Raw genomic sequence first — 25,495 nt, 5'->3', positions numbered from 1 at the left:
GCAAACCGCTGTTATGTGCTGCCTTTTTCGAATTTGTATTTTATTCTCAAAAAGGCATAAAGTAGCCACATAGCTAATGAAGTCCAAAAACCAAATTTTCCAACATTCCAGAAATTTTCTTTTGTATTTTCAAAACTATATAAAACTGTTTTGTTTTTCGTTAGTTTTAATATTTTGAATTCACTTCCTGTTCCAATTATTGATTGAAATTTTGTTCTATGCTTAATGGAAATTAATTCACCTTCAGTTATATTTTCCATAATAGTATAAAAATATTTTATGTTATTTTCAAAAAAATAAAAAGGTTCAGAATGTCCTTCAATAAAAATAGTTATTCTGTCATCTGTATATTTATGATGTCTATATCTATCTTTTTTAATTGATGTAACTTTACCAATAACCTCTTTTAAATCACTTTCGTTAAGTTTTGACGAATAAAATTGACCAATAGTAACAAATGTTAAAATTGATGCAAGTATTGGGAGAAAATATTTGATAAAATTCTTTTGTTCGTTATTAAGAATCATAATTATAGATAATTACTTTATAGGTTTCAAAAGTAGGTTGCACATAACGTTGAAGCATATATTTCAGTAGCGGACAAATATACCAAAATCATTGATTGATTACTATACTTTGCAAATACAAAACGGCTTTTGACTTATGCCAAAAACCGCTATTGAATATATGCATTGTTGTAGGCTGTATTAATTTTTAGTATGATTTTCCATATATTTTTTCTCTTTCTCCTCCTTGTATCCATTCAGTCCAGCTTAATTCTGCTGGCATAAATTCTATACCAGTACAACCTGAATCTTCTATTTCTTGTTTTAGCTTTTCGGAAACATAATAGCCAACTCCTCCAAAAACATACTTTAAAATAAAGAAATCTTCTGAAATATTGTTTGTTAAACTTAACTCTTCTATTGTTATTGTTTCCAATTTTTCTTTAGCATTCTCAATATAATCATTAAACTCTTTAATATTGTTTACTTCTATTACTACATTTTTAGCAGAAAATGTTACTTCAAAATCATCATCTTTTTTACGATAAATAATTTTACATTTTGAAAAATCTATAAGTTCTTGATTAAACACATACATATTTAATATCCAGTAATCTGAAAACACTACGTTCTTTTTTAGAATATTAATATTGAAAAATTGCATTCCATTTTTTCTATAATCTTCAAGTATAGACTTCAATCTACCACTTATTATTAATTTTGTAGATATAGGACCACCATCCATTATTAAGTCATTAACTATAGAATTTTGAAATAGCTCAATATCTAAAAGGTAAGGATGGAAATCTATTTTTTCATTTCTAATATTACCTATAAAAATTGGTTCTTCCCAATACATTTTATCATTAGGAATTTTCAAACAATACTTTTTCACATACTCATTATTTCCTCTTATTTTTTTGCTTAAAGAGAAATTCAATTTATAATATTTCATAATTAAAAAACTAAATCATTTATATGTACGTTAGGGTTGTTAATAACAGCTTGTTTTGCTTGATTTAATATGTCCATTAATTCAGCATAAGCCTGATTTGGTGTTAAATTTGTTGGTAAAGCATCTAATTTACTTTTAATCAAATTATTGTATGCATTATGATTAGGTTGATTTCTCCAGGTATCAACTTTTACACCATTTAACGCTTGGTCTATATGAAATCCTTGATTTGTATTTGACTTAGCTGCTTTTTGAACTACACTGTGTTCAATAATTGCAGAGCCTCTTGGTATAATATGGTGTGCTTGTTTGGTTGCATCGCCTACTGCAATACCACAAGCGGCTCTAAACTTTTTACTATTGTATGCACCAAAATCGATTAAATTATTAGCACCTTTTACTAAAAACTTTAAACCATCAGCTCTTTTTGCAAACTTTACTCCTGCAGAAAACCAACCTGCAACAGGTATAGTTGAAGCAAAACTCAAAGTTGCATTAACACCATCACCTTCGATAGTATATATTATTCCATTTGCTAAATCGGCTACTTCACCTATTGCTGGTACAAGACCCGCTAAGTCCAATACAAGATGTGTAGTATCAACATAAGCCTGTTTAAAAACTTGCCAATTAGTCCAAGTAGGGTTTTCCTGTTTTAAAGTTGCACAATGAACAACAAATAGTCTTACGAAATTTAATGCTATTGTAGGGTCATTAAAATCTAATTGAGTATATTGGTTAATGTTTTGAAGATAATTATTATTAATCAATTGCTCAACACCTCCATTATTGTAAGTGTATAATGAAACATTTACTAACTCATTTAAAATATTTTGATTTTCAACATTATTATTTTCTATCACATAATCAATCAACTCTAACACAAATTGTTCAGCTTGTGGGTCAATAATAGGCATTGTAGGATTTCCTCCTAAAATAGGATTATAGCTTGGGTCTGGAACTACAATAACATTATCTGCTAGATAAACTGCAATACTTTGATTAAGGTCATAAATTAATTTCTGTTCAGAGGTTAAATTTAGTGAGAAATTATGTGCAAGTGCCAAACCTACATTTACACTTGATGTTCCATCGCTATTTGGATTTCCGTAATCATCAATTATTTGTGTAGGAGTAGTTCTATCTCCAGTACATCTTGTAAATATACTTATTACATAATGAGCATCATTAACTAATCCATTGTTACAAGACTGACCTACACCGTGATTACCTCCATGACTACATCTCACTTCTGTAATAACAATTTCATCTGTACAAATTATTCTATTTTGTGTTCCATTATTTTGTAAATTTTCTTGTTTTACTCCATTTACATAATTTGAAGTAGCATTTACTTCAAAGTTATTGTCTAAAATTTGCACTTCACCAGAAAAAGTTGACATATCTAAAATTGAAATTGGGGTAGTTGGAATATATTTAATATATCCCATTCTTTCAGTTTCATTATTATTTTGGGTAATAATCAGTTTTAGAAAATAGGGTTTTGATTGAGTATAAGAATTTAAATGTAAGATGTATGAAATTAATTCATCATCTTTTTCTTTTTTTATAAAGTAAATATCTGAATCACTTGTACGTAGTAGAGAATTACTTATGGAAGAATCAAAGTTTTTACTTTGTAATTTCTGTTTAAAGCTTTGTGAATTAATTTCACTTATTACTTGATTAATTGATACTTTACTTGTTTTTAGTTCGAAAGTTTTATTATCACTTTCAATTAAAATTTCGTCTTCTTGACAGGAATAAAAGGAGTTGAACAAAGCCAATAAAGCAATAAATTTAAAAATTTTCAATTTTGTTTTCATATTTAACGTTGTTTTAAGTTACTAATTTTTTAAGGTTTAGTTTGGCAAATATAGCCTACAACGTTTTTGGCTATGGTTTGCTGCGTTGGTTTAGCAATAAATTTAGTAAATAAACACTAACCATTCACGTTTGCGTGGTTTTTCCGAAGGAAAAACAACCAAGCAGTAAACTATAGCCGGTGTTGTGCATAGTTATTTATTTCGTTCAATATATTTCTTTTCGGTTTCTTTATTAATCAGATTGTCATTTTTATCAAACGTTCTAATTATCGTTTTCCCTTTTTTATTTTTATAAATTTCATACTCGGTCAACTCTCCATTTTCGTTGAAGTAATTCACACGTTCATAATTCAGAGTCAGGTTTTCGTAATAAGTTTGAGTAAGTAATTTTCCATTTGGCCTGAAATCCTTTATTTCAATAGGTTTTCCATTTTTAAAAATCCCTTCAAGTCTTTTATTTCCGTTTGAGTAGAAACCCGTTTCAATTCCGTCACAAACTTTATCGCAATTCAGATAAGTCCAATGTTTTGAGTGTAATTCATTTCCAGATGAAAATAGAATTTTGGGAACTACAATAGTATCCTTATTCGTTTTTAAAGTAGTTGAGAATTGTGAAATCCATTCTCCACGTTTTAAATAAACCGTTATTAATCTATAATTAAAAAAATCTTGACTTGAATCAATGTCAAATTCAGGTATGATTTTTTCATTTGAACATTCATTTATGAAAGTTAAGTTCAATTTTTCTTTTTCGCTATTTTGGCAAAAAGACGAGAAGCTTATAATTAGCAGAAAGATTGATTTTAGTACTGTTTTCATAATTATGCACAACGGTTTAAATATGGTGCGTTTGGCATTTCAGCGCTCCAATTTTTCAATTTACTACTATATTTATTTATTGCTATCATCTTCATATTTAGCACTATCTGCCAAATGCACTATATTTTTTGTTGGCGGTAGTATTTCTTATTCTTCTTTAATCAATTTGTCCAAGTCCTGAATTAATTTGTCCTTGTCAGTTAAATATATCAATGTTCTTTCTTTTGGCTGTAGACCTAGTTCTTTTGAATAGTAGGAGAAGTAAATTGACAATTTATCACCACCAATGTTCTCAATCTTATAAGGTCTGTAATAATCAAATGTATTCTCAACCATATTTCTGTTTGAAACCTTATTCTGTCCATATTGACTTGCAAAATAGAAGCTGCTATCTGTATCAAAAATAATTGCTGAATAACTGCCAATTTTCTGGAAATCATATATATTGTCAATTGTTTTAATGTCAATATCTTCTTTGTTATAGTCCCGAAGAAAAAGAGTGTAACGACCATCTTGATAATAATAGGAAATACCATATTTAAAATCCTTTTCAGGTCTTTCAATTCTTTTTGACATCACAACTTTTACTTCTTTACTTAGTGAGTCTTGAAATATTCCTTTGATTTTCAGAGTGTCAATTGTCTGTACTCTCCATTGACAATAGTTTTTGTTGTATTCTATCTGCTTTTGTTTGGACTTAATTTCGGGTAAGTTTTTTATCGCAAATTCTACAAGTTCTAATGTTGTTCTGCTATCAAATTGTCTTGATACCTGTCTGATAACAATCGATTTCTTTGGTAAAAAAGGTTTCTGTTTTTCTGCACCGCTCCAAGTATATTCTATCTCACCTTTATCAAAGGAAATAAAATAGTCAGGCTCACAATCTCCTGTGTAATGGTGATTAAAATCAAGAAATATTGGGCCTTTATAATTTAATTGAGAAGCGAGTTTCTCTACCAGTTCTCCATAAATAAAAACTTTGTTAATTTCTTCGTAATCAAATCCTGTTTTTATTCTCACTTTGATTTTCCCGAAGTCTTTGGTTACCCAAAAGTCTTGGTGTGCGAAAACAGTTCCAAAAGTCAGAACTAAGATTAATGTTAATATGTATTTGCTATGTTTCATCATATTACCGCCAACGTTTTGGCGCTTGGCGAAGAAGCGGATTTCGAAGCACTAATCTGTCTGCCAGCACTGAACTTGATACGAAGCACAAAACTTCATTAAAGCACTGAACCCGCTTTTTTGCCAAACGCCTGTTAGCTGCTGTTCTTCTTTCCTTTCGTGAATTTATTTAAAGCGTTCTTTTATGTAATCAACTTGTTTCTTACCTTCAAGTTTATCTGTTGCTGGATTTGTCCTAACAAAAAACTCTGTCTGGTCATAAAAGCAAGGTTCACTTGATGCTTTACAGTCAACCTTTAATACTTGGTGTCCTGCAACGTTGAACAAGTCGTAATCAATTAATGAATAAAACTCTGAACCAATTTTTGAATTTATCGCATTTTTAAAATTCAGTTTATACTTGTCAGTTGAAGTGAAAAAGTCATCTTCAACTCCTTTTATTTCTCCACTGTCAGCAATTCCGATAAGAAGTGTTCCACCGTCTGCGTTTAGAAAACCTACAATGTTTTTTAAGGAAGATTTTTCAATCTCTTTATCTTTTTGTCCCGTCCTAATGTTTTTAGAAAATGATTCTTTAAACTCAATGTGTTTGTTTTCTCCTTTTCTTATCAAACTTAAAATTTGGTCTTCTGAAGATAGTTGTTTCAATGGACTTTGAATGCTTTCAAACTTGTCAAGAATAACATTTGCACTCTTTGGGTTCAAACTAAGTTCAGCTTTAAGCTGATTAATTGTGACTTGTAGTTCAGATAGTTTTTGATTTGTCAGAATTAGTAAACTCTGTTCTGCTAAACTCGGAATTGAAACAAAACAGTTTTCAATGTCCGACTTATTTATGTTCGGTATAAAGCTTCCGCTTGTCAAGGATTTCAAAATTTGTTTGCCTAAATCCGAATGAAAGAACAAGGTAAGGAATTCAGATTTTACAATTTCGGAGTTGAGAACTACTTGAAAAAGATTTTGGTGTTTTATTGTTGTTGCTCTGATGTCTGCGACAACAAGTGAAGTTCCAAGTTTAGGAATATAAATGCTGTTGGGTTTATCTTGGAATGATTCACGGGTTAAGTTGATTTCAAGGGCAACTTCTTTCAACTTATACTTATTGTATTCTTTGTATTGCGTTTGAAGATTGTCGATTTCATTCTCAATTCTAAACTTAAAAAAAGATTCAAAGTTATCTCTTGCAACAATAATCCCTGTCGCTAAATTGTTTGTTGATGTTCTTGAATTAAAGGAATTCAGTAAAGTTTCAAAGTCGCTCGTGATTTCTCCTATGAATAGTTCGTTTTGTTTTTGTCTTTCAAAGTGAATGATGATAGGTTGAAATGCAGTTTCAGGATAAAGCAACTTTTCAGGAAGTTCAAATACAGAGTTGTGAAAATAATTCTCCAATGCTAAGTCGCTAAGAAACTTTTGTCCCTGTGTTGAAAACAAAATGCTTGGTTCAATTAGAAAAAAAGCTTGTCCGTTTTCCTTTAAGGTTCGCAATGAAGTCAAAACATAGTTCCAGTTTTTATTGACTTTAAGTTTTGAAAATGTGTCAGTGGTTACAGATTGCAAACCAAATGGAAGGTCACCAATTACTATATCAAATTGTTTGTTCTTGACTCTGTCAAAATCGCCATCAAGTTTCAATTCTGTCAACGCTTTGATTGAAATGTTAAGTATTTGTGGCGTTGTAAAATTCAAAAGGAGAATGTCCTTACCTTGTCCGTTTGTTACGAACTGATTTAGAAATTCCGTTATTATTTGTTTACTATTTTTCATTTGTATTGTCCGTTTTATTCAGTCAGTTCAATGTTTGCAGTGTCGTATCAGAATAGCAGCTAACTTGTTTATATGCTCAGTTTTTTACTGTTTTGTTGAGTAAAGACGTCTGTTTTTGTAAAGCTTTGCTCAACTATTATTACGTATTATTTTTATAAATCATCAAAAGGGCTTTTAATTTGCTGAATATTTTTAGTACTAACATGAGTGTAAATTTCAGTTGTTTTACTGCTATTGTGCCCTAATAATTCTTGTATGTATCTTAAATCTGTTCCACTTTCTAATAAGTGTGTCGCATAACTGTGACGCAACCAATGCAATGTAACAGGTTTTTTTATTGTCGCTAATTTAATACTTTTTTTTAATACTTCCTCTAAACTTCTTGCAGAATATTGTGTGTTTTTTTCTTGTCCTTCAAAAAGATAACTTTTTGGGCTGTATTCTTTATAGTATACTCTCAATAATTCTAATATTTTTGGTGATAAGGGTGTAATTCTGTCTTTTTTACCTTTTGATTGTCTTATTATTACAACGTTTCTTTTGGAGTCAATATCATTTGGTTTTAAATTCAATAATTCACTTCGTCTTAATCCACAACTGTAAATCATAGAAAGCATTGCTTTGTGTTTTAAATTCTTTGGGGCTTCTAAAATGGCTTTAATTTCTTCTTTACTCAAAACATTAGGCAATACTTTTTCTCGTTTTGGTCGATGTACTTTATCTATTTCAATTGCGGTCTCTTTTACAATTTTGAAAAAAAGCTTAATTGCGTTTACAATTTGATTTTGATACGATGAAGAAAATTTGTTTTTCAAAATGTAATCATTGTTATAAGCAATAACATCATCATTGCTAATGTCTTTTATCGCTTTTGTGTTGCAAAAAGTTAAAAATGATTTTAATGCTTCGCTGTAAGTGTTTATCGTATTAGGACTATAGCGTTTGGATAACAAATATCTTTTAAAAGTTTCAATATGAGCTATTCCTTCTGCTGAAGGCAATTTAAAAACCAGTTGAAATCGCTTCTGATTTTCTGGTGTATTGGGCAAATGCCACACTTTTTTACTTTGACTCCATCGCGCTCCTTCTATTTTTTTAATGCGAGCAATTAATGCAGCGTCTTTTTCAAAATAAACCGCAATGCGTGTTTCTTTGTTGTGTTTAATGAGTTTGGCTTCCCAATTCATGGCATATAATTATTTATAAAGTACAGAAGCACAAATATATATAAAATATTTTATGGTTCTACCACCAATTCAGTGGGTTTTTATAAAATTGATAGTATCAATAAATGGAACCATTAAAATTAAACCATTTAGATAGTTAAGTTCAATAAGTCTTAATTATCTTAATTTATTTTAATGGTTTAAACTTTATGTAACTTATTTTTAAATTTATACCCACTCAATTAAGGGTAGAACCTATTTTATCAAGCAACTACACCAGAAAAAACAACCATGGCCGGACTCATTTCTTTAGAATTACTGTATTTTTTGCCCGTAAACGGATTGTTCGAATAATAAAATAACTTAGCCACCACCAATACAAAACGTCCCGATGGCAACACTGGACTCATCCAATCGGTTGCAGCAACTGACGAATAATTGTTAGCAATGCTAAGGCTAAATGTAGCATCAATTGCCGGCTGATTGTAGGTAAAAGTTGTGGTGTAAACATAAAGCATCAATTCGGCATTAAAATGTTTTCTATTAAAATACATCTCATTTTTAGGTTCAAATTCAGGAATACTAACCCGCAAATTCCCATCCGAATTTAATTGAACAGCAATAGGAGGTAAGAAGTGGTTTTTAAAAGGCGAATGAATATTAAATTCAAATCCATGCAAAGCCGATAAATCACAATTAAAAGGCGTTCGTGTTCCTTTAAGGAAATTTTTGTTTTGTAACAATGCCTGATAAAAAGCTCCTGTAAACCTGCGATACATATAACTGTCTGTTTCCTCAGAAAGAAACGACCTTAAACCCATACGCAACTGTTTGGCCCAAGTACTGCATTGCCTAAATTCACCAGAACTGGCTTTAGTATTTGCCGTTTGTCGCACCCCATCAGGACGACTTTGAACAATTTGTTTACCATCCAAATTTCTAAAAACCAAGTTGCCCACCAAGCCACTTAAAATTCCTTTTTTGCCAATTCGTGCCATAGTATATAACGTAAACCATAATAAGGCATAAAGTTACTATAATTAGAGTTTAATTGTATCTATATTGTACATAAATATTTAATTTATGAATAATAATTACCTAATTTATCTATAAAAAATACTAATTTTATAGACTCACTATAGTATAAGTATAGAAGTATTATGGATTTAGTATTAATAATCCATAACTAAAATATTAAGCAAACATACATTATACTAAAAGGTACTATTTTACAAACACGCTTTACAATGTGCTTTATATTAAGATACAATACAACTTGTTTTAAACAAAATGAGGTAATAATCCTTATAAAATAGGGCTTGTAATTTCATTTTAAAATCAAAATGAATGATGCTGTTAAACAAAAAAACATTACAAACAGGCATATAAAAAAAAGGCTGTCCTAAAAGTCTACATCTTGTCCAACTGAATGTGTGTCAGTTTCTATATAATATTGTATATCAATATTTTTTTAGATTCCGAAATGAATTCGGATAACAAGAATACTACTTTTAAAACAGTCTCTTTATTTTAATTGTTTGAAATTATTAAGGTCTTCCCATAAATTCTTCTGGACCACCACCATCATTACCTCTTTGGGATTCTCTTTCTTTTTTCTTATTGAAACGATACGTAAACGATACATTAACTTGTCTAACGCGCCATTGAAATTCAGAATAAGAACTGATTACATTTTCAATTTGGTTGGTGAATCTTCTTTTTCTAGAGTTTAGTAAATCGCTTACATTCAGGGTAACAGTACCTTTTTCTTTAAGTACATCTTTACTAAAGGCTAAGTTGATGGAAGTGATGTCTAATCGTTTTCCTTGCGCCGATTTTTGAGGTGCGTTATAAGTTACGTTAGTTTGAAAATCTACTTTATAAGGCAAGTTTATTTTTGAAGAGATTCGTGTAAACCATGAGCTTGCTGTAACATCAAAATTTTGAGTAACCGTATTGCCTAAATAATTTACATAAGTATAATCGCCCTCATTCACATTTCTAAAGAAATTGAAATTTCCGTTCAAACGCCACCATTTGTAAGGACTGTAGTTGGCATTAAATTCAAATCCCATTCTTGTTTCTTTAGATAAATTAATGGGTGTGCTTAAAATTACAGGAATTCCGTCTACAAATAAACCCGATTCTCTTCGGATGAACTGAAAAGCTTCATCAGTAAAATTAGCATAGGCAGAAGAGTTTAATGTAATTTTATCCCATCTTTTTAAATAACCAATTTCAAATGCATTAGTATACGTCGGATCTAAATCTGGGTTTCCTTGAAAAATATTAATATTACTTGAAAAACTAGAAGTTGGGTTCAAAAAACGGCCTCTTGGTCGGTTGATTCTTTTACTGTAACTTAAATTCACATTACTTTTATCATCTATATCATAATTTAAAGTAGCTGTAGGAAAAAAGTTATTGTATTTTTTGGTATTAAAATCATTGTCTGTTAACGAATTGACTTCAATATGACTGTCTTCCCAACGAAGCCCTAAAAAGTAAGAAAACTTATTGATTTTGTTACCATATTGCGTGTACAAAGCATTTACATTTTCTACATATTCCAAATCGTTAGACAATTCAGCGTTGGTATCAATAGTAAATTGCGTTAAATTATTTTGAAAACTACCTCTATAACCCGCTTCTAATCGACCGTTAGCACCCAAAGGCAACACATAATCGGTTTGAAACAAGTTGCGTTGTTGTTTTTGAATGTTGTTGGTATTGTCTACAAATAGGGTAGTAGGGTCACCCAAAATTTGATCTGTAATTTTAGAAGCTTCGTTGTCTTTGTTTTGCGAAATAGCTACGTCAATAGTCAGTTTGTGGTCTTCTTTTTTAAATCTTTTGGTAAAATTGGAAGAGTATTCTAAATTGTACTGTTTGCTTTTTTCATCACTAAAACGGTTTCTTGTAAAGGTAGGATTAAAGTTGGCATCGTAATTATTAAAGAAAACATTATCTGGATTGTTTCCTGATTCTCTATTGAAATTTAAGGAATTGGACCAATTGGTAGTTTCATTTAAAAACAAATCGATACCAAAGTTTCCGTTGAATGATTTGTTTAAACGCTCATTTTTTCTGCTTTCATAAATAAAACCTGTAGTAGCACCGTTGGCATCAAAATACTCCGAATTGTTTAACGAATTTCCAGGTGAAGTACGGTAGTTGTATCCAAAATTAGAAAACAAATTAAAATGATCCGATCGGTAGTTCAAGTTAGAGTTTAAGCCATAGTTTTCAGGATTACCTGTGGTAGCCGTTACCGATCCGTTTAAACCACCAGTTTTTCCTTTTCTTAACACTATATTGATGATACCACCACCACCTTCTGCATCATAACGAGCCGATGGATTGGTAATGACTTCTACTTTTTCAATGGCATCTGCAGGCAAAGTTCTCAAGGCAGTTTGAATGTTAATTCCGGCCAAGCCCGAAGGTCTTCCATCAATTAAAATTCTTACGTTTTCGTTACCTCTTAAGGCTACAGTTCCATCTGTATCAACAGTAACCGAAGGCACGTTGTCTAACACATCGCTTGCTGTTCCTCCTTTTACAATCATATCACTGCCTACATTGTAAACGCGCTTATCCAATTTAAACTCAACAGTCGATTTTTCAGCCACCAATTCAATAGTTTCCATTACCGTAGCATCTTCTTCTAAAAAAACAGTTCCTAAGTTCAGATTGGCATTAATTACTTTATTAGCCACACTAACCGTTTTGAATGAGATGTATTCGTATCGAATGTTATAGGTACCTTTAGCAACTTCAAATTTAAAATTTCCATCCAAATCAGTCACACCACCAGCCAATATAGAGGTATCTTTAGTATTTTGCAAAATAACTGTTGCATATTCTAAAGGCACATTGGTAGTTTTTTCTAAAATTTTACCAGAAATGGTTACTTTTTGGGCTAGGGTAAACGTACTATAGGATAAAAATAAAAAGGAAATTAGTAAGAGTTTGTTGATTTTCATTTTTGTTTATTTAGTTTAGAAATAAGAATGCAAAAGTAGCCTAAGGTTTAAGCATCAATTACTAAATCTTTGTTAAATAAACTATATAATTTCCTTAATTTTATCGGCAGGTCGTGCTACAACAGCTTTTTCATTAACAACAATAATGGGTCGTTCCATTAATTTAGGATGTGTTATCATCGCATCAATTATAGCATCGTCAGAAAGGTTTTTTCCTTTATATTCTTGTATCCAGATGCTTTCTTTGGTTCGTATTAAATCAATAGGTTGATAGTTGAGCTTTTTAAGTAGTGCAACAAGTTCTGCTTTAGTCAAAGGGTTCTCAAGATATTTGATGGTTTCAAACGGAATATTTAAGGATTCCAATGCCGCCAAACCGGCTCTAGATTTTCCGCATCTTGAATTGTGGTATATTTTTATCATGGGTTGAAATTTATTGCAATTAGAGGTGTTTTATTTTCATTAAAAAATTGTACTTTAGACAAAATTAATACAATTACTATGTTTATTGCACAAGGCGATGTAAAAGAAAACGATTTTTTTAGATACATTATTGGTTCTGTTTTAGTTATCATAGCTTCATTTGTTGGGCAACTGCCTTTGGTTATGGTACTATTTTACGATGTTTTAGTAAATAAAAAAACAATGCCCACCACAAACGACGGTTTGTATGCTTTTTTTGAATCCAATACCTTATTGTTTTTAATGCTTATTTCTTTCCTATTTGCGCTTTTAGGCTTGTATTTTATTGTTAAGAAATTACACCATCAAAGTTTTATAAGCATCATAACATCGCGTTCCAAAATAGATTGGAAACGTTTTTTTGTTGCTTTTTGGTTATGGGCATTGGTGTCGGTGACCTTAGTGCTACTGAGCTATTTTTCTGACGATTCTGAATTAGTAGTGCAGTTTGATTTAATTCCTTTTCTTATTTTATCGTTTGTGGCTATCGTGTTAATTCCCATTCAAACTTCTACAGAAGAACTGGTTTTTAGAGGCTATTTGATGCAAGGATTTTATAACATATCTAAAAACAAATGGTTTCCTTTGGTCATGACATCGGTTATTTTTGGTGGCATGCATTGGTTTAATCCAGAAGTAGCAGAAATGGGACCTATAATTATGGTTTACTACATAGGCACAGGTTTGTTTTTAGGCATTTTAACCTTGATGGACGAAGGTACAGAATTGGCTTTGGGTTTTCATGCAGCCAATAATTTAATTGCAGCCCTTTTGGTTACTTCAAATTACAGCGTTTTACGTACCCATGCAATTTTTAAAGATTTATCGGAACCACAAGTAGGTTCAGAATTGTTTTTACCTATTGTTTTTTACGTACTACTGCTGTTGCTCTTTGCTAAAATGTACCGATGGAAAGACTGGAAAAATAAATTATTAGGGACCAACGAAACGAATACTAATATTGAAAACATTGGACATGAATAATATCAATTACAAAAAAGTACACAACAAATTCAAATTAAACGGTTTTCATTTGAATGCAGACGATTTATGTAGAGTAGCTTATAGTTTTATAAAAGAAGGCGAAGCCTTTGAAAAACCTGTAGGTGATTTCCTTTTAGATTGGTTTGATGCTAACGATACCATTAGCTTACAAACTTCGGGCTCTACGGGTAAACCCAAGAAAATTGAAGTTAAAAAGCAAGCGATGGTTAATTCGGCCCTAGCTACAGGTGACTTTTTTGGTTTAGAAGCCGGAAACACTATTTTAAATTGTTTGCCTGTAAACTATGTCGCAGGTAAAATGATGTTTATACGTGCTTTTATTTTAGGCTTAGAAATGGATTTTGTGGCACCCAGTTCGCACCCAATGGAATTAGTCGATAAATTCTATGATTTTACTGCTTTAGTTCCATTACAAGCTCAAAATTCGTTAGCTAAATTATCTAATTTTAAAACGGTAATTATTGGTGGTGCAAGAGTTTCTTTGGATTTAGAAAAAAAATTAAAAGCCATTCCCTCAGCCATTTATGAAACTTACGGAATGACGGAAACCATAACGCATATTGCAGCCAGAAAAGTAGGAGCTAAGGCCTTTACTACTTTGCCAAATGTGGTTTTATCACAAGATGAAAATAATTGTTTGTTGATTCATGCTCCTCATATTTCAGAAGACATAATTCACACTAACGATATTGTAGTATTGGTTTCAGAAAATAAATTCCAGTTTTTAGGACGATTTGACAACATCATCAACAGTGGAGGCATCAAACTCATTCCAGAACAAATTGAAGCCAAAATGCAATCGTACCTCAAAAACCGTTTTTTTGTAACCGGCAAAGAAGATCAAGAGCTAGGAGAACATTTGGTTTTAGTTATTGAAGGCGAACCCAAAGAAATTGACCTAAGCAAAATAAAAAATTTAGACAAATATGAAAAGCCTAAAGAAATCATTTTTGTTAATAAATTTAAAGAAACCCCAAACGGAAAAGTGATTAGAGAAGAAAGTCTGGTCTAGTACTTTACATTAAGAAGCTTTTTTTGAAGTTGAATGTGTGCGCATTGTAAAATTTGTGTTGTCTTATTTTGAGAAGAACACCCCGCCCTACGGGCACCCCTCTTAGGAAGAGGGGAAGGAAGCTGCATTTTACACGTTTAGAATTAAAAGGAAATAGTCAATACTATTTCAACTATAAATTTATCAAAGCATAGGATACACAATTAAATTCCCCTCTTTGCAAGAGGGGTGCCCGAAGGGCGGGGTGTTAAAAAACACAAAACTGATTAAAAACATTATTTTTTATAATAAAAACTGTTGTTAGATTTGTTAAATATTAAAGTTAGGCACGAATAGCAAGTCCGTACTATCTAAATACAAAATTAAATTCCCCTCTTTGCAAGAGGGGTGCCCGTAGGGCGGGGTGTTAAAAAAAGATAAACATGAATCCAGAAATCGTAACCTACATCAACCAAAAACCAATTTTTAGAAAAAAAATAGTAGTACTACCCAAAAATAAGCTACTACTTGGTCGAGCTCGTTCGTTAAGAAAAGCAGGTGTTTTGTCTGAAATTATTTTTTGGAAACAAGTTCACAAAGGCTCTTTTTGGAAATTGGATTTTGACAGGCAACGAATTATTGGAAATTATATCGTTGATTTTTATATCAAAAGTTTAGGATTAGTCATAGAAATAGATGGAAGTAGTCATAATGATAAAGAAGAATATGATGAAGCAAGGGAGTTGTTTTTAAAAGATTTAGGTCTTGATGTTTATAGGATATCAGATACAAGCATAAAATTTAATATTGAAAAGGAAATGCTTCGTTTAGAAAATTATATTTGCGAGAAATATGGGTAGTAATTAAAATAATAGTTAACACCCCACCCTGCGGGCACCCCTCTTGGGAAGAGGGGATATTATGACGGTAATTTGATGTAAAGTAAATAAATAGTATTGAATTTATTTTTTTGATATTTAATTATGTTTTGTTTTGAGAAGAACACCCCGCCCTTCGGGCACCCCTCTTGGGAAGATGGGAAGGAAGCTGCATTTTACACGTTTAGAATTAATAGGAAATAGTCAATACTATTTCAACTATAAATTTATCAAAGCATAGGATACACAATTAAATTCCCCTCTTTGCAAGAGGGGTGCCCGTAGGGCGGGGTGTTAAAAAACATAAACCTGATGAAAAACATCGTTTTTTAAAATAAAAACTATTGTTAGATTTGTTATATACTGAAGTTAGCATGAATTGCAAATCCGTTTTATCGAATTATATGATTCTTCAATTATAAAAAAATCTAATTCACTTTAATAAAAAACTTATCAGTAGCTACTTGAACTTCTTCTGCAAAACTAGTAAATCGTATGCCTGATTTTTGAAATTCGTTGGTTGGTATTAAACGTTCCATTTTACCGTTAATGGTGATTTCAACAGGCATTACAAAATCCTTTTCGTCTGTTTCCCATTTGTATTTAAAACCATTTAAATGTTTTTTGATGATTAGTTTCGGGATGTTTTTATGGTTTAAATATTGTTTAAAAACAGGTGTCAAATTGTAGCCTATCTCTTTATTAAAAAACGCAATAACAGTTTCTGTATCTATGATTTGTTTTTTGTAAGTTTCTGAAAACTTAAGTAGCATTTGCCACCACTTAGCGTCGTTATTAGTAATGTGTCGTAATGTATTGATCAACAAAGCACCTTTGTAATACATATCACTAGAACCTTCTTTGTTTACCCCATAAAAACCAATTACTGGTCGATCATAGGCTACATTTTTAGCTTGTCCGTTAATGTATTTTTGTGCTTCTTCATACCCTTTGGTACATTCCAAAAATACAGATTCTGAATAGGTTGTAAAGCCTTCATGAATCCACATATCGGCAATGTCTTTACTGGTGATGCTGTTTCCAAACCACTCATGACCAGTTTCGTGAATGGTAATAAAATCAAACGAAAGTCCAATACCTGTACCAGATAAATCCGCACCCATATAGCCTTTTTTGTACTTATTTCCATAAGCCACAGCGCTTTGATGTTCCATACCTAAATAAGGAGTTTCTACCAATTTATAGCCGTCTTCATAAAAAGGATATTTCCCAAACTTGCTCTGAAAACATTGCATCATGGGCTTTACATCGGCTTCAAAATGAATTTTTGCTTTTTCTTCATTTTCACGAAGCACATAGTAATCCAAATCCAAATCGCCAATAGCATCATGAATATGCACATAATCAGCAATATTCACCGTAATGGAGTAGGTGTTTATGGGATTTGTCACTTCCCAATCCCATCGGGTAAAACCGTTTTCCAAGGCAACTGAACCTTTAAATCTTCCGTTAGAAACATTCATTAAACCATTCGGAACTGCAACTTTAATTGAAGCACCTTTATCGGGTTCATCGGTTTGAGAATCTTTTACAGGATACCATAAACTAGCCCCTGTTCCTTGTACTGCAACCCCTATAAAATCTTTTCCGTTACTGTCTGTTTTAAATACAAAACCACCATCCCATGGAGCATTTTTAGCTATTTTGGGTTTTCCTTGGTAATAAAATTGGATGCTTTGTTCCGAATCTTTCTCTAAAGGTAAAGGAAATTCGATAAAAACCGCATCATTATCTCTTTTGTAAGTCAGTTTTTGTTGGTTCCAAACGATAGAATCCACTTGCATATTTTCAAACAAGTCCATTTGAATTTTAGAAGTCGTTGCAGCTACCAAAAACATAATTTCATTGCTTCCTATTATTTTTTTTGTTCTAGGTAGTACTTTTATGTCGAGATTATAACGTTGAACATCAAAGCAAGAACGTTCAAAACGCATGCCGCCTTGTAGGGAATCTCTACGTGTAAAGTTTTGTGCATTTGATAGAAAAATACTAAATAATGTAGTAAGAATGATTATCTTTTTCATGATAGAAATTTAAAAATCAAATATAAGGAATAAATTGAATTTCTCGCAAAGTCGCAAAGTCGCAAAGCAATTATTTAAAAAACTTAGTGAAACTTAGTGAAACCTTTGAGTAACTCTGTGTAACAACTCAAAATTCAGCTTCCACTGTAAAAGTCATATCTTCTTTTGAAATGGGATGTGTAAAAGTCAATTGTTCTGCGTGAAGATGCAATCGGTTGGCTTTTTTTCCATACAAATCATCTCCAACAATGGGTGTTTTTAAACCCAATTGGTGAGAAGCATGTACGCGCAATTGATGTGTTCTGCCTGTAATGGGATAAAAATAAACTTTAGTTTTGTTGTCTTTGACTTCAATTTTTTGCCAATGTGTTTGAGCTGTTTTTCCGTGTTCATAGCAAACCAATTGTCTTGGTCTATCCTCTAAATCAACACGCAAAGGAAAATCGATAAATCCTTCGTTTTCTTCAATAATTCCATCTAAAAGTGCTACATATCGTTTCTTTATGGTTCTTTTGATGAATTGACTTTGCAAGTCTTTATATATGGCTTCATTTTTTGCCAAAACCATGATTCCAGAAGTTGACATGTCTAAACGATGTACTATCAAAGGTCCGGTTGCATTTGGAAACCCATCTTTAACCCTCTGATAAACTGAATCTTTGATTTGTTTACCAGGTACAGATAAAAATTCAGTAGGTTTATTGATGACCAACAAATGCGCATCATCATAGACAATTGAAATGTCTTTTCCTTCAGCAGTATTGATTTCAAAAGGATTTTGTTCCATATCTAAACCTACCAACATGTGTTGCATTAAAATAGGTTCGCATTTACTTTTACAAGCTGGGTAAAACTGTTTGTGTTTTCTGATTTCCGAATTGGGTGAAGTTCCCCACCAAAACTCAGCCATAGCAATAGGTTTTAAACCGTTGGCAAAAGCATAGTGAAGTAGTTTTGGAGCAGCACATTCTCCAGCACCAGCCGGTGGATTTTCGTTGAACAATTGCTTTAAATTTTTCCGACTACCTTCTTGATTTAGAAAAGAATATTTGGTAAATAATTCAAGTTGTAAGGCAGCTGATTTTTGTTTTCTTAAACTTTTTAAAGCATTAATTTTAGATTGTACTTGGTTGAATTCATTTTGAGCCTTTTCAATTTGATAGTTCCAATATTTTGTCATTTTTTTTAATAAAATACTTTCTTTTTTACTGGCTTCACTCAATGCGGTTCTTTGATTTTCATCTAAAGTAGTGAGGTTGTCGTTGCGAACTTGGTCACGAATTCCTTTTTGTTCTTTAATTCTGTTTTTTTGTTGGTCTATATCGGTTTGGGCTTTTGCTTGGGTTTCTTCTAAATTTTGAAGCGCATTTTTATATTCGGCATCGTTTTCTAAAGAAATAATTTCTTTGGTAATTGCGTTTAATTCGTCTTCTCCTAATTTATAAAATCCTTGAGCATCTAACATATCAAAAACTGTAGGAACAAACTTTTCATGATGATTGGATTCCGCCAATTTTCCAGAAAAAGCCCACAATTGTCCGATTGCACCTTGTTGGTTTTGGCAAATTAAAACCCCAAACATCTTACCAATACTTAAACCTTTTTGTGTGGCATCCAAACCAAAATTATGTAAGAAATCGGTTTGGTTATCAAGATAATTCTGCAATTCTTTGGCAGCAATTATGCTCAATTTGTGAGGTTCATAATAAAAGGGAAATGTAAACTTTTCAGGGATTTCTATAGAAGAAACATCTTCTTTGAAAAGCATAAACTTTGAAATTGATTTCATTGTGTAAAGGTATAAAAATCTAATATTTTCATTTCTATTAACATCTACAAAAATTTAAGAATTCTCTAATATAAATTTAGGATTTAATTAGCATTAAGTTGATAGTATTACTTTTAAATTTGAAATAAAAACTATTATCATGAAAAAATTACTTTTATTTACAGGAATTAGTACACTTTTAGTAAGTTGTGCTGTGGTTCGACCGGGAGAAGTTGGTATCAAACAGAAAATGGGAACTTTATCAGAAAAAGTTCATACTCAAGGAGCTGTTTTTTATAATCCACTTACGTCTAAGGTAGTAAAGGCTTCAATTCAGACGAATGATTTGGAATTGTTTATTAATCTTCCAAGTAAAGAAGGATTGAGCATCAATTCTCAAATTTCAATTTTGTATCGATTAGAGAAAAGTAAAGTTCCCGATATCATTAAAAATTTGGGTTTATCTTATGAAGGCATTATTTCAAATGTTTTTCGTTCCGCTTCCGCAGATGTTTGTTCTCGTTTTTTTGCAAAAGATATGCATTCAGGAATGAGAGCTACAATTGAAGAGGATATTAAAATACAAATGGATAACATTTTAGGTGCTCAAGGAATTAAAATTGAATCTGTCTTAATGAAAAGTATTCAATTACCAGAAGGCTTATCGAAATCAATTGAGAGAAAATTACAAGCAGAACAAGATGCCATGCGAATGGAGTTTGTACTTCAACAGGAAAAATTAGAAGCAGAACGCATTATAATTGAGGCCAAAGGAACTCGAGATGCTCAAAATATTCTTTCACAAGGTTTAACTAAAGAAATTATAAAATTGAGAAGTATTGAGGCTTTTATGGAATTGTCTAAATCTCCAAACAGTAAAGTAATCATTACGGATGGAAAAGCTCCTTTTTTAATTTCAGGGGAAGAATAGTTTTTACAATTTTATCCAATAAAAAACCACAATTAGTTGTAATTGTGGTTTTAGTTTTTTAACGCAATAGTATTCTTATAGCTTTATTCATAAGGAATGGCAAATATAATGATATTATCATTTACATTATCGTTATCAATATCTAAGGAATAACGGTCTAGTTTAAGAGCAGTAGCAGATTTAAAGCACTGTCTTTTCGAACAGCAAGATACTTAATAAATGCGAAAACGGTTCAAGTTTGCAACTGAACCGCTTTTGCTTTTATACATTGTAGGCTATAGTTTTTTTCTTCTATTTCAACGTTTCAAACCATTCATTGAACTTTTGGCTCATTTGTTTTGGGTGACTTTCCGTTAAAAAGTGTTTTCCTTTTCCTAAATAAACATAGGTTGCATTTTTGAAGTTTTCTTTTGCGTATTCAACTGCTTTTTTTCTGTTTATCAATCCTTTTCTGGCGTAGAAATATAAGATTGGGATTCGTGTTTCTTTCATTCCATTTGATATAGTGTCCAATAGAGTAGCAAAGTCACTTTCTCCCTTTCCTTTGGTGTAGGATAAAACGGCAGGGTCTGGTCCATTGGTTATGGCATAGCGTCTTTCTTTCTCATCCCAAGGTTGCGTATAATACGGATACGCTTCTTTTGGTAATTTTCTACCCGTAAAGAAATTAACCGCCAATTTTTTGCCAGCAAAATTCTTTTTAACCATCCATTTTTCATTCCCTTTTTTGGTTCTAGTGAGTTTCATAAACGCTTTGAAACTAAACGGTAATTGGTCGTACATTACATCAGCTGGCATAAAAGGAGCTTCAAAGAGAGCCATCCCCTTTACGTTCTGAGGTTCTCTAATTGCATAGAGCATCCCTACAATTGAGCCAATATCTTGAATAAAAAGTGTGACATTTTTAAGTTGCTTAGCTTCTATAAAATCAGTCAGCATTTTGTACTGTACTTCTACTGAAACGTTTCTGTCTTTTGGAAAACTGGATTTTCCAAAACCTAAAAAGTCCAAGGCTATTACCTTTTTATTATCGTCAATGTTTGGGATAATGTTTCGCCATAGATAAGCATTTGCGGGTAAACCGTGCAATAATATTATTGGGTCACCTTCGCCAGACTCTACATAATGTACTGTGTCTGTTCCTAATTCTATGAATTTAGATTCGAATGGAAATTCTGCCGAAATATCCTTTTCTACTTTTGTTTTCTTTCCTTCATAAACACTTTGTGCTTTTATATTTTGAAAAGCGAAAAAACTCAGTGCAAGGAATAGAAGTATTTTATTATTTGTGTTCATATTATTTCTTTTTTAAATTTTTGAATAGTCTGATAAATATGTAGATATGACTTAAGAACGCAGCTAAACCATAGGTTACAAACGTCAACCAAATAATGCCAAGGTTATGATTATAGAGTTCTAAGCTAAAAAATTGAGGAAAAGCAGTAATCAAATCTCCAAATCCTACAATATTGAATATCCATACTAACAGAATGGCAAAACTCCATTTGTTTTTTAATGCAATGGCAGCAATGATGGCTAAAATAGCTGTAGTAAAGTCAAGCAGACCAACTGTTGTTAAAAAGTCCGAAGGAAAGCCGTCATAAAACTGCTCTTTAGCCATAAATGTCAAGCCCAAATACCTAAAGGTGTTTAAGAAAACAAAAGGCAAAAGTGCTTCGTGTAAGGATAGTTTTGAAATTCGAGGCTGAATCCAATACTTGAAACCTAAAACGATTGCGATTGTGCCTGTTAAGGCTTGTAAGTTGATAATTGTAAAATTGTCCATTTTGTTATTTTTTATCTGTGATTATTTTCGGTTTGGGATTGGTTTTTTGTTCAATTGCTTAAAGATGAATTTAGGAGCAAGCCTACTCATCAATTTCAATTGTTTGGAAATACCCGGTGTAATCTCTTCTTTTCCATTTATAAAATCTTTCCAAAAAATATCAGCTAATTTATTGGGAGGCATTGGTTTTAAATTGTCATCTTCGGCAATATCAGCTCCGTGTGCCAAGGGCGTATCAACCACAGGAGGAAGCAGTTCAATAACTTTAATTCCGTGAGGTTTCAGTTGAGGGCGAATGGCTTGTGTCCAAAAATGTAAAGCCGATTTTGTTCCTGAATAAACAGGTGCTTGCGAAAACGTAACATAAGCCAAACCCGAAGAAACATTGACAAGGGCTGCGTTCTCACTATTTTTAAGTTGTGGAAGGAAGTAGTGCAATAGTCTAATGGGAGAATTGTAATTGATTTCAATTTCTTGCATTTGTTTATGCAAGTCGTTGCTTTCGTTTCCTGCATCTACTAAATTCATTATTCCTGCGTTGTTGATAAGAATATCTAAGCCGTCAAATTTTTCTTGGATATCGTCTGCGAGCATCCTTACTTCGGCATCATCCGTTACATCACTTTGATAGAAATGTATTTTGGGATTTTCTTGTTTTACTTTTTCGAGTTTGACAAGATTTCTACCCGTTATGATTACGGTATTGTTATTTGCTAAGAATTTTTGAGCTAATGCAAGTCCAATACCTGAACCACCGCCAGTTATAAGTACGATTTGTTTTGATTGTTTCATTTATATTTCCTATCTTTGCTATTAATTCAGTAGCAAAAGTAAGGTAAATAATTTTTACTACCAAAATAATAGTAAAAAAATGGAAAATAATTTTAGATCAGGCTGTCCAGTTGCTTCAACTTTAGATATAGTAGGAGATAAATGGTCTTTGTTGATTATAAGGGATATGTTGCTTCAAGGCAAAAAAAATTTTAAGGATTTTTCTTCCTCACCAGAGGGAATTGCTCCAGGTATATTATCTTCAAGGTTGAAGTGGTTGGAAGAAAATGAGTTAATAACAAAACATAAACTACCAGATAATCAAAAAGAAAACATCTATTTGTTGACAGAGAAAGGCATAGAGTTAGGTCCGATAATGACCGAAATCATTTTGTGGAGTGATAAAAACTTGAGAGTTCAAAACGCAGAAATGTTTTCAATAGCTGAGGCAGGATTTAATCGAGACAAATCAAAATTTACGGAAGGTATTCAAAATAATTATCGTCAAATCGTTCGAGAGACTTTAGGTTGATTATGTTTTTTTCAAATTACAATCAACTGTATACTAATGAATTGTTAGATACATAAATTACTTTGAAATCAACTACTTTTTGAATACCAAAATAGCAAGAAATAATATCATTTTTAATTCTTCACTCCATATTTAAAGAATTAGTACTGCAAATATCATTTACAAAAATCAATTCATTGTATTGCCTAATTTGTCCTTCTTGGTTGGCAAAAGTAAATTCATCTTTTTGGCAATTGGGTTGATGTTGATATACATATTGAATTCCGTTGATATTTATTTGATCAAATTTCCATCTGTTTAAAAGCAATTCAACATTAAAAGAAGGATTGTCAATTGGATTATCATCAGGTAAATCATCAGAATTACAAGAAATTAATATTATAAATAGTACTACAAAATATTTTTTCATATATGTAAAATTTATTTTTAGCGGTCATATATGTTATCGCCTCTTTATTTATTGGTATTTGCTTATGCAAACTTGTTGTTAATAGCGATTTCATTGTTAAACTTGTATCACACCCAAATTAAACTTTTTCTCAATAGGAGCGTGGTTTGCGGCTTCAATTCCCATAGAAATCCATGTTCTTGTGTCTAAAGGATCAATGATTGCATCTGTCCATAAACGTGACGCAGCATAATAAGGAGAAACTTGTTCGTCATAACGCGCTTTGATTTTATCGAATAATTCTTGCTCCACTTTTTCATCCACAACTTTTCCTTGTTTTTTTAAAGTAGAAGCTTCAATTTGCATTAAAACTTTTGCAGCTTGAGCTCCACCCATTACGGCTAATTCAGCACTTGGCCAAGCAAAAATTAATCGAGGATCATAAGCTTTTCCACACATGGCATAATTTCCTGCACCGTAACTATTTCCTATCACCACTGTAAATTTTGGCACCACTGAATTAGCAACGGCATTCACCATTTTAGCACCATCTTTAATGATTCCACCATGTTCCGATTTACTTCCAACCATAAAACCAGTCACATCTTGTAAAAATACTAACGGGATTTTCTTCTGATTGCAATTGGCAATAAATCGAGTCGCTTTATCCGCTGAATCCGAATAGATTACACCGCCAAATTGCATTTCACTTGGTTTGGTTTTTGCGGCTGTAGTTTTTACAATTTTTCTTTGATTGGCTACAATTCCAACTGCCCAACCATCAATACGAGCATACCCGGTAATTATAGTTTGTCCATATCCTTCTTTGTATTCCTCAAATTCTGAATTATCAATTAATCTTTTAATGATTTCCATCATATCGTATTGTTCGTTACGAGCTTTTGGAAGAATTCCATAAATATCTTTAGGCTCAAGTGCTGGTTTTTGCGGTTTTTCACGATTGAAACCTGCTTTATCATAATCGCCTATTTTTCCAACTATGCTTTTTATTCTGTCCAACGCAGCTGCATCATCTTTAGCTTTGAAATCTGTTACACCAGAAATTTCACAGTGTGTAGTTGCACCACCAAGAGTTTCGTTATCAATGGATTCGCCAATAGCAGCTTTTACTAGATAGCTTCCTGCCAAGAAAATACTTCCTGTTTTATCTACGATTAGAGCTTCATCACTCATGATTGGTAAATAGGCTCCACCAGCCACACAACTTCCCATAACGGCAGCAATTTGAGTAATTCCCATACTGCTCATGATGGCATTGTTTCTAAAAATTCTCCCGAAATGTTCTTTATCTGGAAAAATTTCGTCTTGCATGGGTAAATAAACTCCTGCTGAATCAACTAAATAGATGATTGGTAATCTATTTTCCATGGCAATTTCTTGAGCACGAAGGTTCTTTTTTCCAGTAATTGGAAACCAGGCGCCAGCTTTCACAGTAGCATCATTAGCAACAACAATACACTGTTTTCCTGAAATATAACCGATTTTAACTACAACACCACCAGAAGGACAACCTCCATGTTCCGCATACATTCCGTCTCCAACAAAAGCTCCGATTTCAATACTTTTTGATTTTTCGTCTAATAAATAATCGATGCGTTCTCTTGCTGTCATTTTTCCTTCAGCATGAAGCTTTTCGATACGTTTTTGTCCTCCACCCAATTTTACTTGAGCCAATCTTTGTTTCATGTCGGAAACTAAAAGCTTATTATGATCTTCGTTTTTATTGAAATTTAAGTCCATTAGATAGTCATTTTTTTTAGAATTGCT

At 32.0% G+C, this 25,495-nt stretch carries 22 protein-coding genes; 5 read left to right on the top strand and 17 right to left on the bottom strand.

What is annotated here, in order from left to right:
* Positions 1 to 11 precede the first annotated feature (11 nt).
* The 10 genes from ACTF56_RS09690 to arsC form a co-directional block, all read right to left on the bottom strand.
* On the bottom strand, positions 12 to 527 hold the full coding sequence (locus ACTF56_RS09690) for a hypothetical protein (RefSeq protein ID WP_438966706.1): 516 nt from the start codon (positions 525 to 527) through the stop codon (positions 12 to 14).
* 187 nt (positions 528 to 714) lie between these two features.
* Positions 715 to 1,461, bottom strand: coding sequence for an imm11 family protein (locus ACTF56_RS09685; RefSeq protein ID WP_438966705.1), 747 nt, complete (start codon positions 1,459 to 1,461; stop codon positions 715 to 717).
* Positions 1,462 to 1,463: 2 nt separating this feature from the next.
* Positions 1,464 to 3,287, bottom strand: a complete 1,824-nt coding sequence (locus ACTF56_RS09680; protein WP_438966704.1) for an AHH domain-containing protein — start codon at positions 3,285 to 3,287, stop codon at positions 1,464 to 1,466.
* A gap of 192 nt (positions 3,288 to 3,479) precedes the next feature.
* A complete protein-coding gene (locus ACTF56_RS09675; RefSeq protein ID WP_438966703.1) occupies positions 3,480 to 4,028 on the bottom strand; it encodes a hypothetical protein in 549 nt (182 codons plus the stop codon).
* A 225-nt stretch (positions 4,029 to 4,253) separates the two neighbouring features.
* A complete protein-coding gene (locus ACTF56_RS09670; protein WP_438966702.1) occupies positions 4,254 to 5,234 on the bottom strand; it encodes a hypothetical protein in 981 nt (326 codons plus the stop codon).
* Between the two features lie 162 nt (positions 5,235 to 5,396).
* Positions 5,397 to 6,998, bottom strand: a complete 1,602-nt coding sequence (locus ACTF56_RS09665; RefSeq protein ID WP_438966701.1) for an RNA-binding domain-containing protein — start codon at positions 6,996 to 6,998, stop codon at positions 5,397 to 5,399.
* Between the two features lie 152 nt (positions 6,999 to 7,150).
* Positions 7,151 to 8,185, bottom strand: coding sequence for a site-specific tyrosine recombinase/integron integrase (gene xerA / locus ACTF56_RS09660; protein WP_438966700.1), 1,035 nt, complete (start codon positions 8,183 to 8,185; stop codon positions 7,151 to 7,153).
* Positions 8,186 to 8,427: 242 nt separating this feature from the next.
* Positions 8,428 to 9,162, bottom strand: a complete 735-nt coding sequence (locus ACTF56_RS09655; protein WP_438966699.1) for a hypothetical protein — start codon at positions 9,160 to 9,162, stop codon at positions 8,428 to 8,430.
* Positions 9,163 to 9,711: 549 nt separating this feature from the next.
* Positions 9,712 to 12,150, bottom strand: a complete 2,439-nt coding sequence (locus ACTF56_RS09650; protein ID WP_438966698.1) for a TonB-dependent receptor domain-containing protein — start codon at positions 12,148 to 12,150, stop codon at positions 9,712 to 9,714.
* A gap of 81 nt (positions 12,151 to 12,231) precedes the next feature.
* On the bottom strand, positions 12,232 to 12,573 hold the full coding sequence (gene arsC, locus ACTF56_RS09645) for an arsenate reductase (glutaredoxin) (protein ID WP_438966697.1): 342 nt from the start codon (positions 12,571 to 12,573) through the stop codon (positions 12,232 to 12,234).
* Positions 12,574 to 12,651: 78 nt separating this feature from the next.
* Between arsC and ACTF56_RS09640 the strand changes: the two genes are divergently transcribed.
* The 3 genes from ACTF56_RS09640 (at position 12,652) to ACTF56_RS09630 (ending at position 15,468) form a co-directional block, all read left to right on the top strand.
* Positions 12,652 to 13,596: a lysostaphin resistance A-like protein gene (locus tag ACTF56_RS09640; RefSeq protein ID WP_438966696.1), complete on the top strand. Its 945-nt coding sequence runs from the start codon at positions 12,652 to 12,654 to the stop codon at positions 13,594 to 13,596.
* Positions 13,589 to 14,629 (top strand): AMP-binding protein, encoded by a 1,041-nt coding sequence (locus ACTF56_RS09635; RefSeq protein WP_438966695.1) that lies wholly within the window; start codon positions 13,589 to 13,591, stop codon positions 14,627 to 14,629. Before ACTF56_RS09640 ends, ACTF56_RS09635 begins: the two co-directional genes overlap by 8 nt.
* A 422-nt stretch (positions 14,630 to 15,051) precedes the next feature.
* Positions 15,052 to 15,468, top strand: a complete 417-nt coding sequence (locus ACTF56_RS09630; protein ID WP_438966694.1) for an endonuclease domain-containing protein — start codon at positions 15,052 to 15,054, stop codon at positions 15,466 to 15,468.
* Between the two features lie 446 nt (positions 15,469 to 15,914).
* Here the strand turns inward: ACTF56_RS09630 and ACTF56_RS09625 are convergent, their stop codons facing one another.
* Together ACTF56_RS09625 and ACTF56_RS09620 are read right to left on the bottom strand one after the other, a co-directional pair.
* Positions 15,915 to 17,531 carry a M1 family metallopeptidase gene (locus ACTF56_RS09625; protein ID WP_438966693.1) on the bottom strand — a complete coding sequence of 539 codons (1,617 nt, stop codon included), beginning with the start codon at positions 17,529 to 17,531 and terminating at the stop codon, positions 15,915 to 15,917.
* Between the two features lie 127 nt (positions 17,532 to 17,658).
* Complete coding sequence (locus ACTF56_RS09620) at positions 17,659 to 19,320, bottom strand: pseudouridine synthase (RefSeq protein WP_438966692.1); 1,662 nt, start codon at positions 19,318 to 19,320, stop codon at positions 17,659 to 17,661.
* 139 nt (positions 19,321 to 19,459) lie between these two features.
* Here ACTF56_RS09620 and ACTF56_RS09615 point away from each other — a divergent pair, with 139 nt between their 5' ends.
* Positions 19,460 to 20,230: a prohibitin family protein gene (locus ACTF56_RS09615; RefSeq protein WP_438966691.1), complete on the top strand. Its 771-nt coding sequence runs from the start codon at positions 19,460 to 19,462 to the stop codon at positions 20,228 to 20,230.
* Positions 20,231 to 20,521: 291 nt separating this feature from the next.
* Here the strand turns inward: ACTF56_RS09615 and ACTF56_RS09610 are convergent, their stop codons facing one another.
* Genes ACTF56_RS09610 through ACTF56_RS09600 form a run of 3 tightly spaced genes read right to left on the bottom strand, consistent with a single transcriptional unit; the run spans position 20,522 to position 22,808 of the window.
* Entirely contained in the window at positions 20,522 to 21,526 is a 1,005-nt protein-coding gene (locus ACTF56_RS09610) for an alpha/beta fold hydrolase (RefSeq protein WP_438966690.1), read from the bottom strand.
* A 1-nt stretch (position 21,527) separates the two neighbouring features.
* Positions 21,528 to 22,016, bottom strand: coding sequence for a hypothetical protein (locus tag ACTF56_RS09605; protein ID WP_438966689.1), 489 nt, complete (start codon positions 22,014 to 22,016; stop codon positions 21,528 to 21,530).
* 21 nt (positions 22,017 to 22,037) lie between these two features.
* Entirely contained in the window at positions 22,038 to 22,808 is a 771-nt protein-coding gene (locus ACTF56_RS09600; protein WP_438966688.1) for an SDR family oxidoreductase, read from the bottom strand.
* Positions 22,809 to 22,887: 79 nt separating this feature from the next.
* Here ACTF56_RS09600 and ACTF56_RS09595 point away from each other — a divergent pair, with 79 nt between their 5' ends.
* Positions 22,888 to 23,319 carry a winged helix-turn-helix transcriptional regulator gene (locus ACTF56_RS09595; RefSeq protein WP_438966687.1) on the top strand — a complete coding sequence of 144 codons (432 nt, stop codon included), beginning with the start codon at positions 22,888 to 22,890 and terminating at the stop codon, positions 23,317 to 23,319.
* Between the two features lie 121 nt (positions 23,320 to 23,440).
* On the opposite strand, the gene ACTF56_RS09590 is transcribed toward ACTF56_RS09595, so the two are convergent.
* Together ACTF56_RS09590 and ACTF56_RS09585 are read right to left on the bottom strand one after the other, a co-directional pair.
* Complete coding sequence (locus ACTF56_RS09590; RefSeq protein ID WP_438966686.1) at positions 23,441 to 23,728, bottom strand: hypothetical protein; 288 nt, start codon at positions 23,726 to 23,728, stop codon at positions 23,441 to 23,443.
* Positions 23,729 to 23,824: 96 nt separating this feature from the next.
* Positions 23,825 to 25,468 carry an acyl-CoA carboxylase subunit beta gene (locus tag ACTF56_RS09585; RefSeq protein WP_438966685.1) on the bottom strand — a complete coding sequence of 548 codons (1,644 nt, stop codon included), beginning with the start codon at positions 25,466 to 25,468 and terminating at the stop codon, positions 23,825 to 23,827.
* Between the last annotated feature and the right edge of the window lie 27 nt (positions 25,469 to 25,495).

The organism is Flavobacterium sp. (assembly GCF_965657075.1).
GTDB lineage: Bacteria > Bacteroidota > Bacteroidia > Flavobacteriales > Flavobacteriaceae > Flavobacterium.
The sequence above is the reverse complement of the archived record's forward strand: the minus strand, read 5'-3'. Positions and strand labels throughout refer to the sequence as shown.

Coding starts and splice junctions, on each gene's coding strand:
- ACTF56_RS09690 (WP_438966706.1), bottom strand. CDS start 527: ATGATTCTTAATAACGAACAAAAGAATTTTATCAAATATTTTCTCCCA.
- ACTF56_RS09685 (WP_438966705.1), bottom strand. CDS start 1,461: ATGAAATATTATAAATTGAATTTCTCTTTAAGCAAAAAAATAAGAGGA.
- ACTF56_RS09680 (WP_438966704.1), bottom strand. CDS start 3,287: ATGAAAACAAAATTGAAAATTTTTAAATTTATTGCTTTATTGGCTTTG.
- ACTF56_RS09670 (WP_438966702.1), bottom strand. CDS start 5,234: ATGATGAAACATAGCAAATACATATTAACATTAATCTTAGTTCTGACT.
- ACTF56_RS09665 (WP_438966701.1), bottom strand. CDS start 6,998: ATGAAAAATAGTAAACAAATAATAACGGAATTTCTAAATCAGTTCGTA.
- xerA (WP_438966700.1), bottom strand. CDS start 8,185: ATGAATTGGGAAGCCAAACTCATTAAACACAACAAAGAAACACGCATT.
- ACTF56_RS09655 (WP_438966699.1), bottom strand. CDS start 9,162: ATGGCACGAATTGGCAAAAAAGGAATTTTAAGTGGCTTGGTGGGCAAC.
- ACTF56_RS09650 (WP_438966698.1), bottom strand. CDS start 12,150: ATGAAAATCAACAAACTCTTACTAATTTCCTTTTTATTTTTATCCTAT.
- arsC (WP_438966697.1), bottom strand. CDS start 12,573: ATGATAAAAATATACCACAATTCAAGATGCGGAAAATCTAGAGCCGGT.
- ACTF56_RS09640 (WP_438966696.1), top strand. CDS start 12,652: ATGTTTATTGCACAAGGCGATGTAAAAGAAAACGATTTTTTTAGATAC.
- ACTF56_RS09635 (WP_438966695.1), top strand. CDS start 13,589: ATGAATAATATCAATTACAAAAAAGTACACAACAAATTCAAATTAAAC.
- ACTF56_RS09630 (WP_438966694.1), top strand. CDS start 15,052: ATGAATCCAGAAATCGTAACCTACATCAACCAAAAACCAATTTTTAGA.
- ACTF56_RS09625 (WP_438966693.1), bottom strand. CDS start 17,531: ATGAAAAAGATAATCATTCTTACTACATTATTTAGTATTTTTCTATCA.
- ACTF56_RS09620 (WP_438966692.1), bottom strand. CDS start 19,320: ATGAAATCAATTTCAAAGTTTATGCTTTTCAAAGAAGATGTTTCTTCT.
- ACTF56_RS09615 (WP_438966691.1), top strand. CDS start 19,460: ATGAAAAAATTACTTTTATTTACAGGAATTAGTACACTTTTAGTAAGT.
- ACTF56_RS09610 (WP_438966690.1), bottom strand. CDS start 21,526: ATGAACACAAATAATAAAATACTTCTATTCCTTGCACTGAGTTTTTTC.
- ACTF56_RS09605 (WP_438966689.1), bottom strand. CDS start 22,016: ATGGACAATTTTACAATTATCAACTTACAAGCCTTAACAGGCACAATC.
- ACTF56_RS09600 (WP_438966688.1), bottom strand. CDS start 22,808: ATGAAACAATCAAAACAAATCGTACTTATAACTGGCGGTGGTTCAGGT.
- ACTF56_RS09595 (WP_438966687.1), top strand. CDS start 22,888: ATGGAAAATAATTTTAGATCAGGCTGTCCAGTTGCTTCAACTTTAGAT.
- ACTF56_RS09590 (WP_438966686.1), bottom strand. CDS start 23,728: ATGAAAAAATATTTTGTAGTACTATTTATAATATTAATTTCTTGTAAT.
- ACTF56_RS09585 (WP_438966685.1), bottom strand. CDS start 25,468: ATGGACTTAAATTTCAATAAAAACGAAGATCATAATAAGCTTTTAGTT.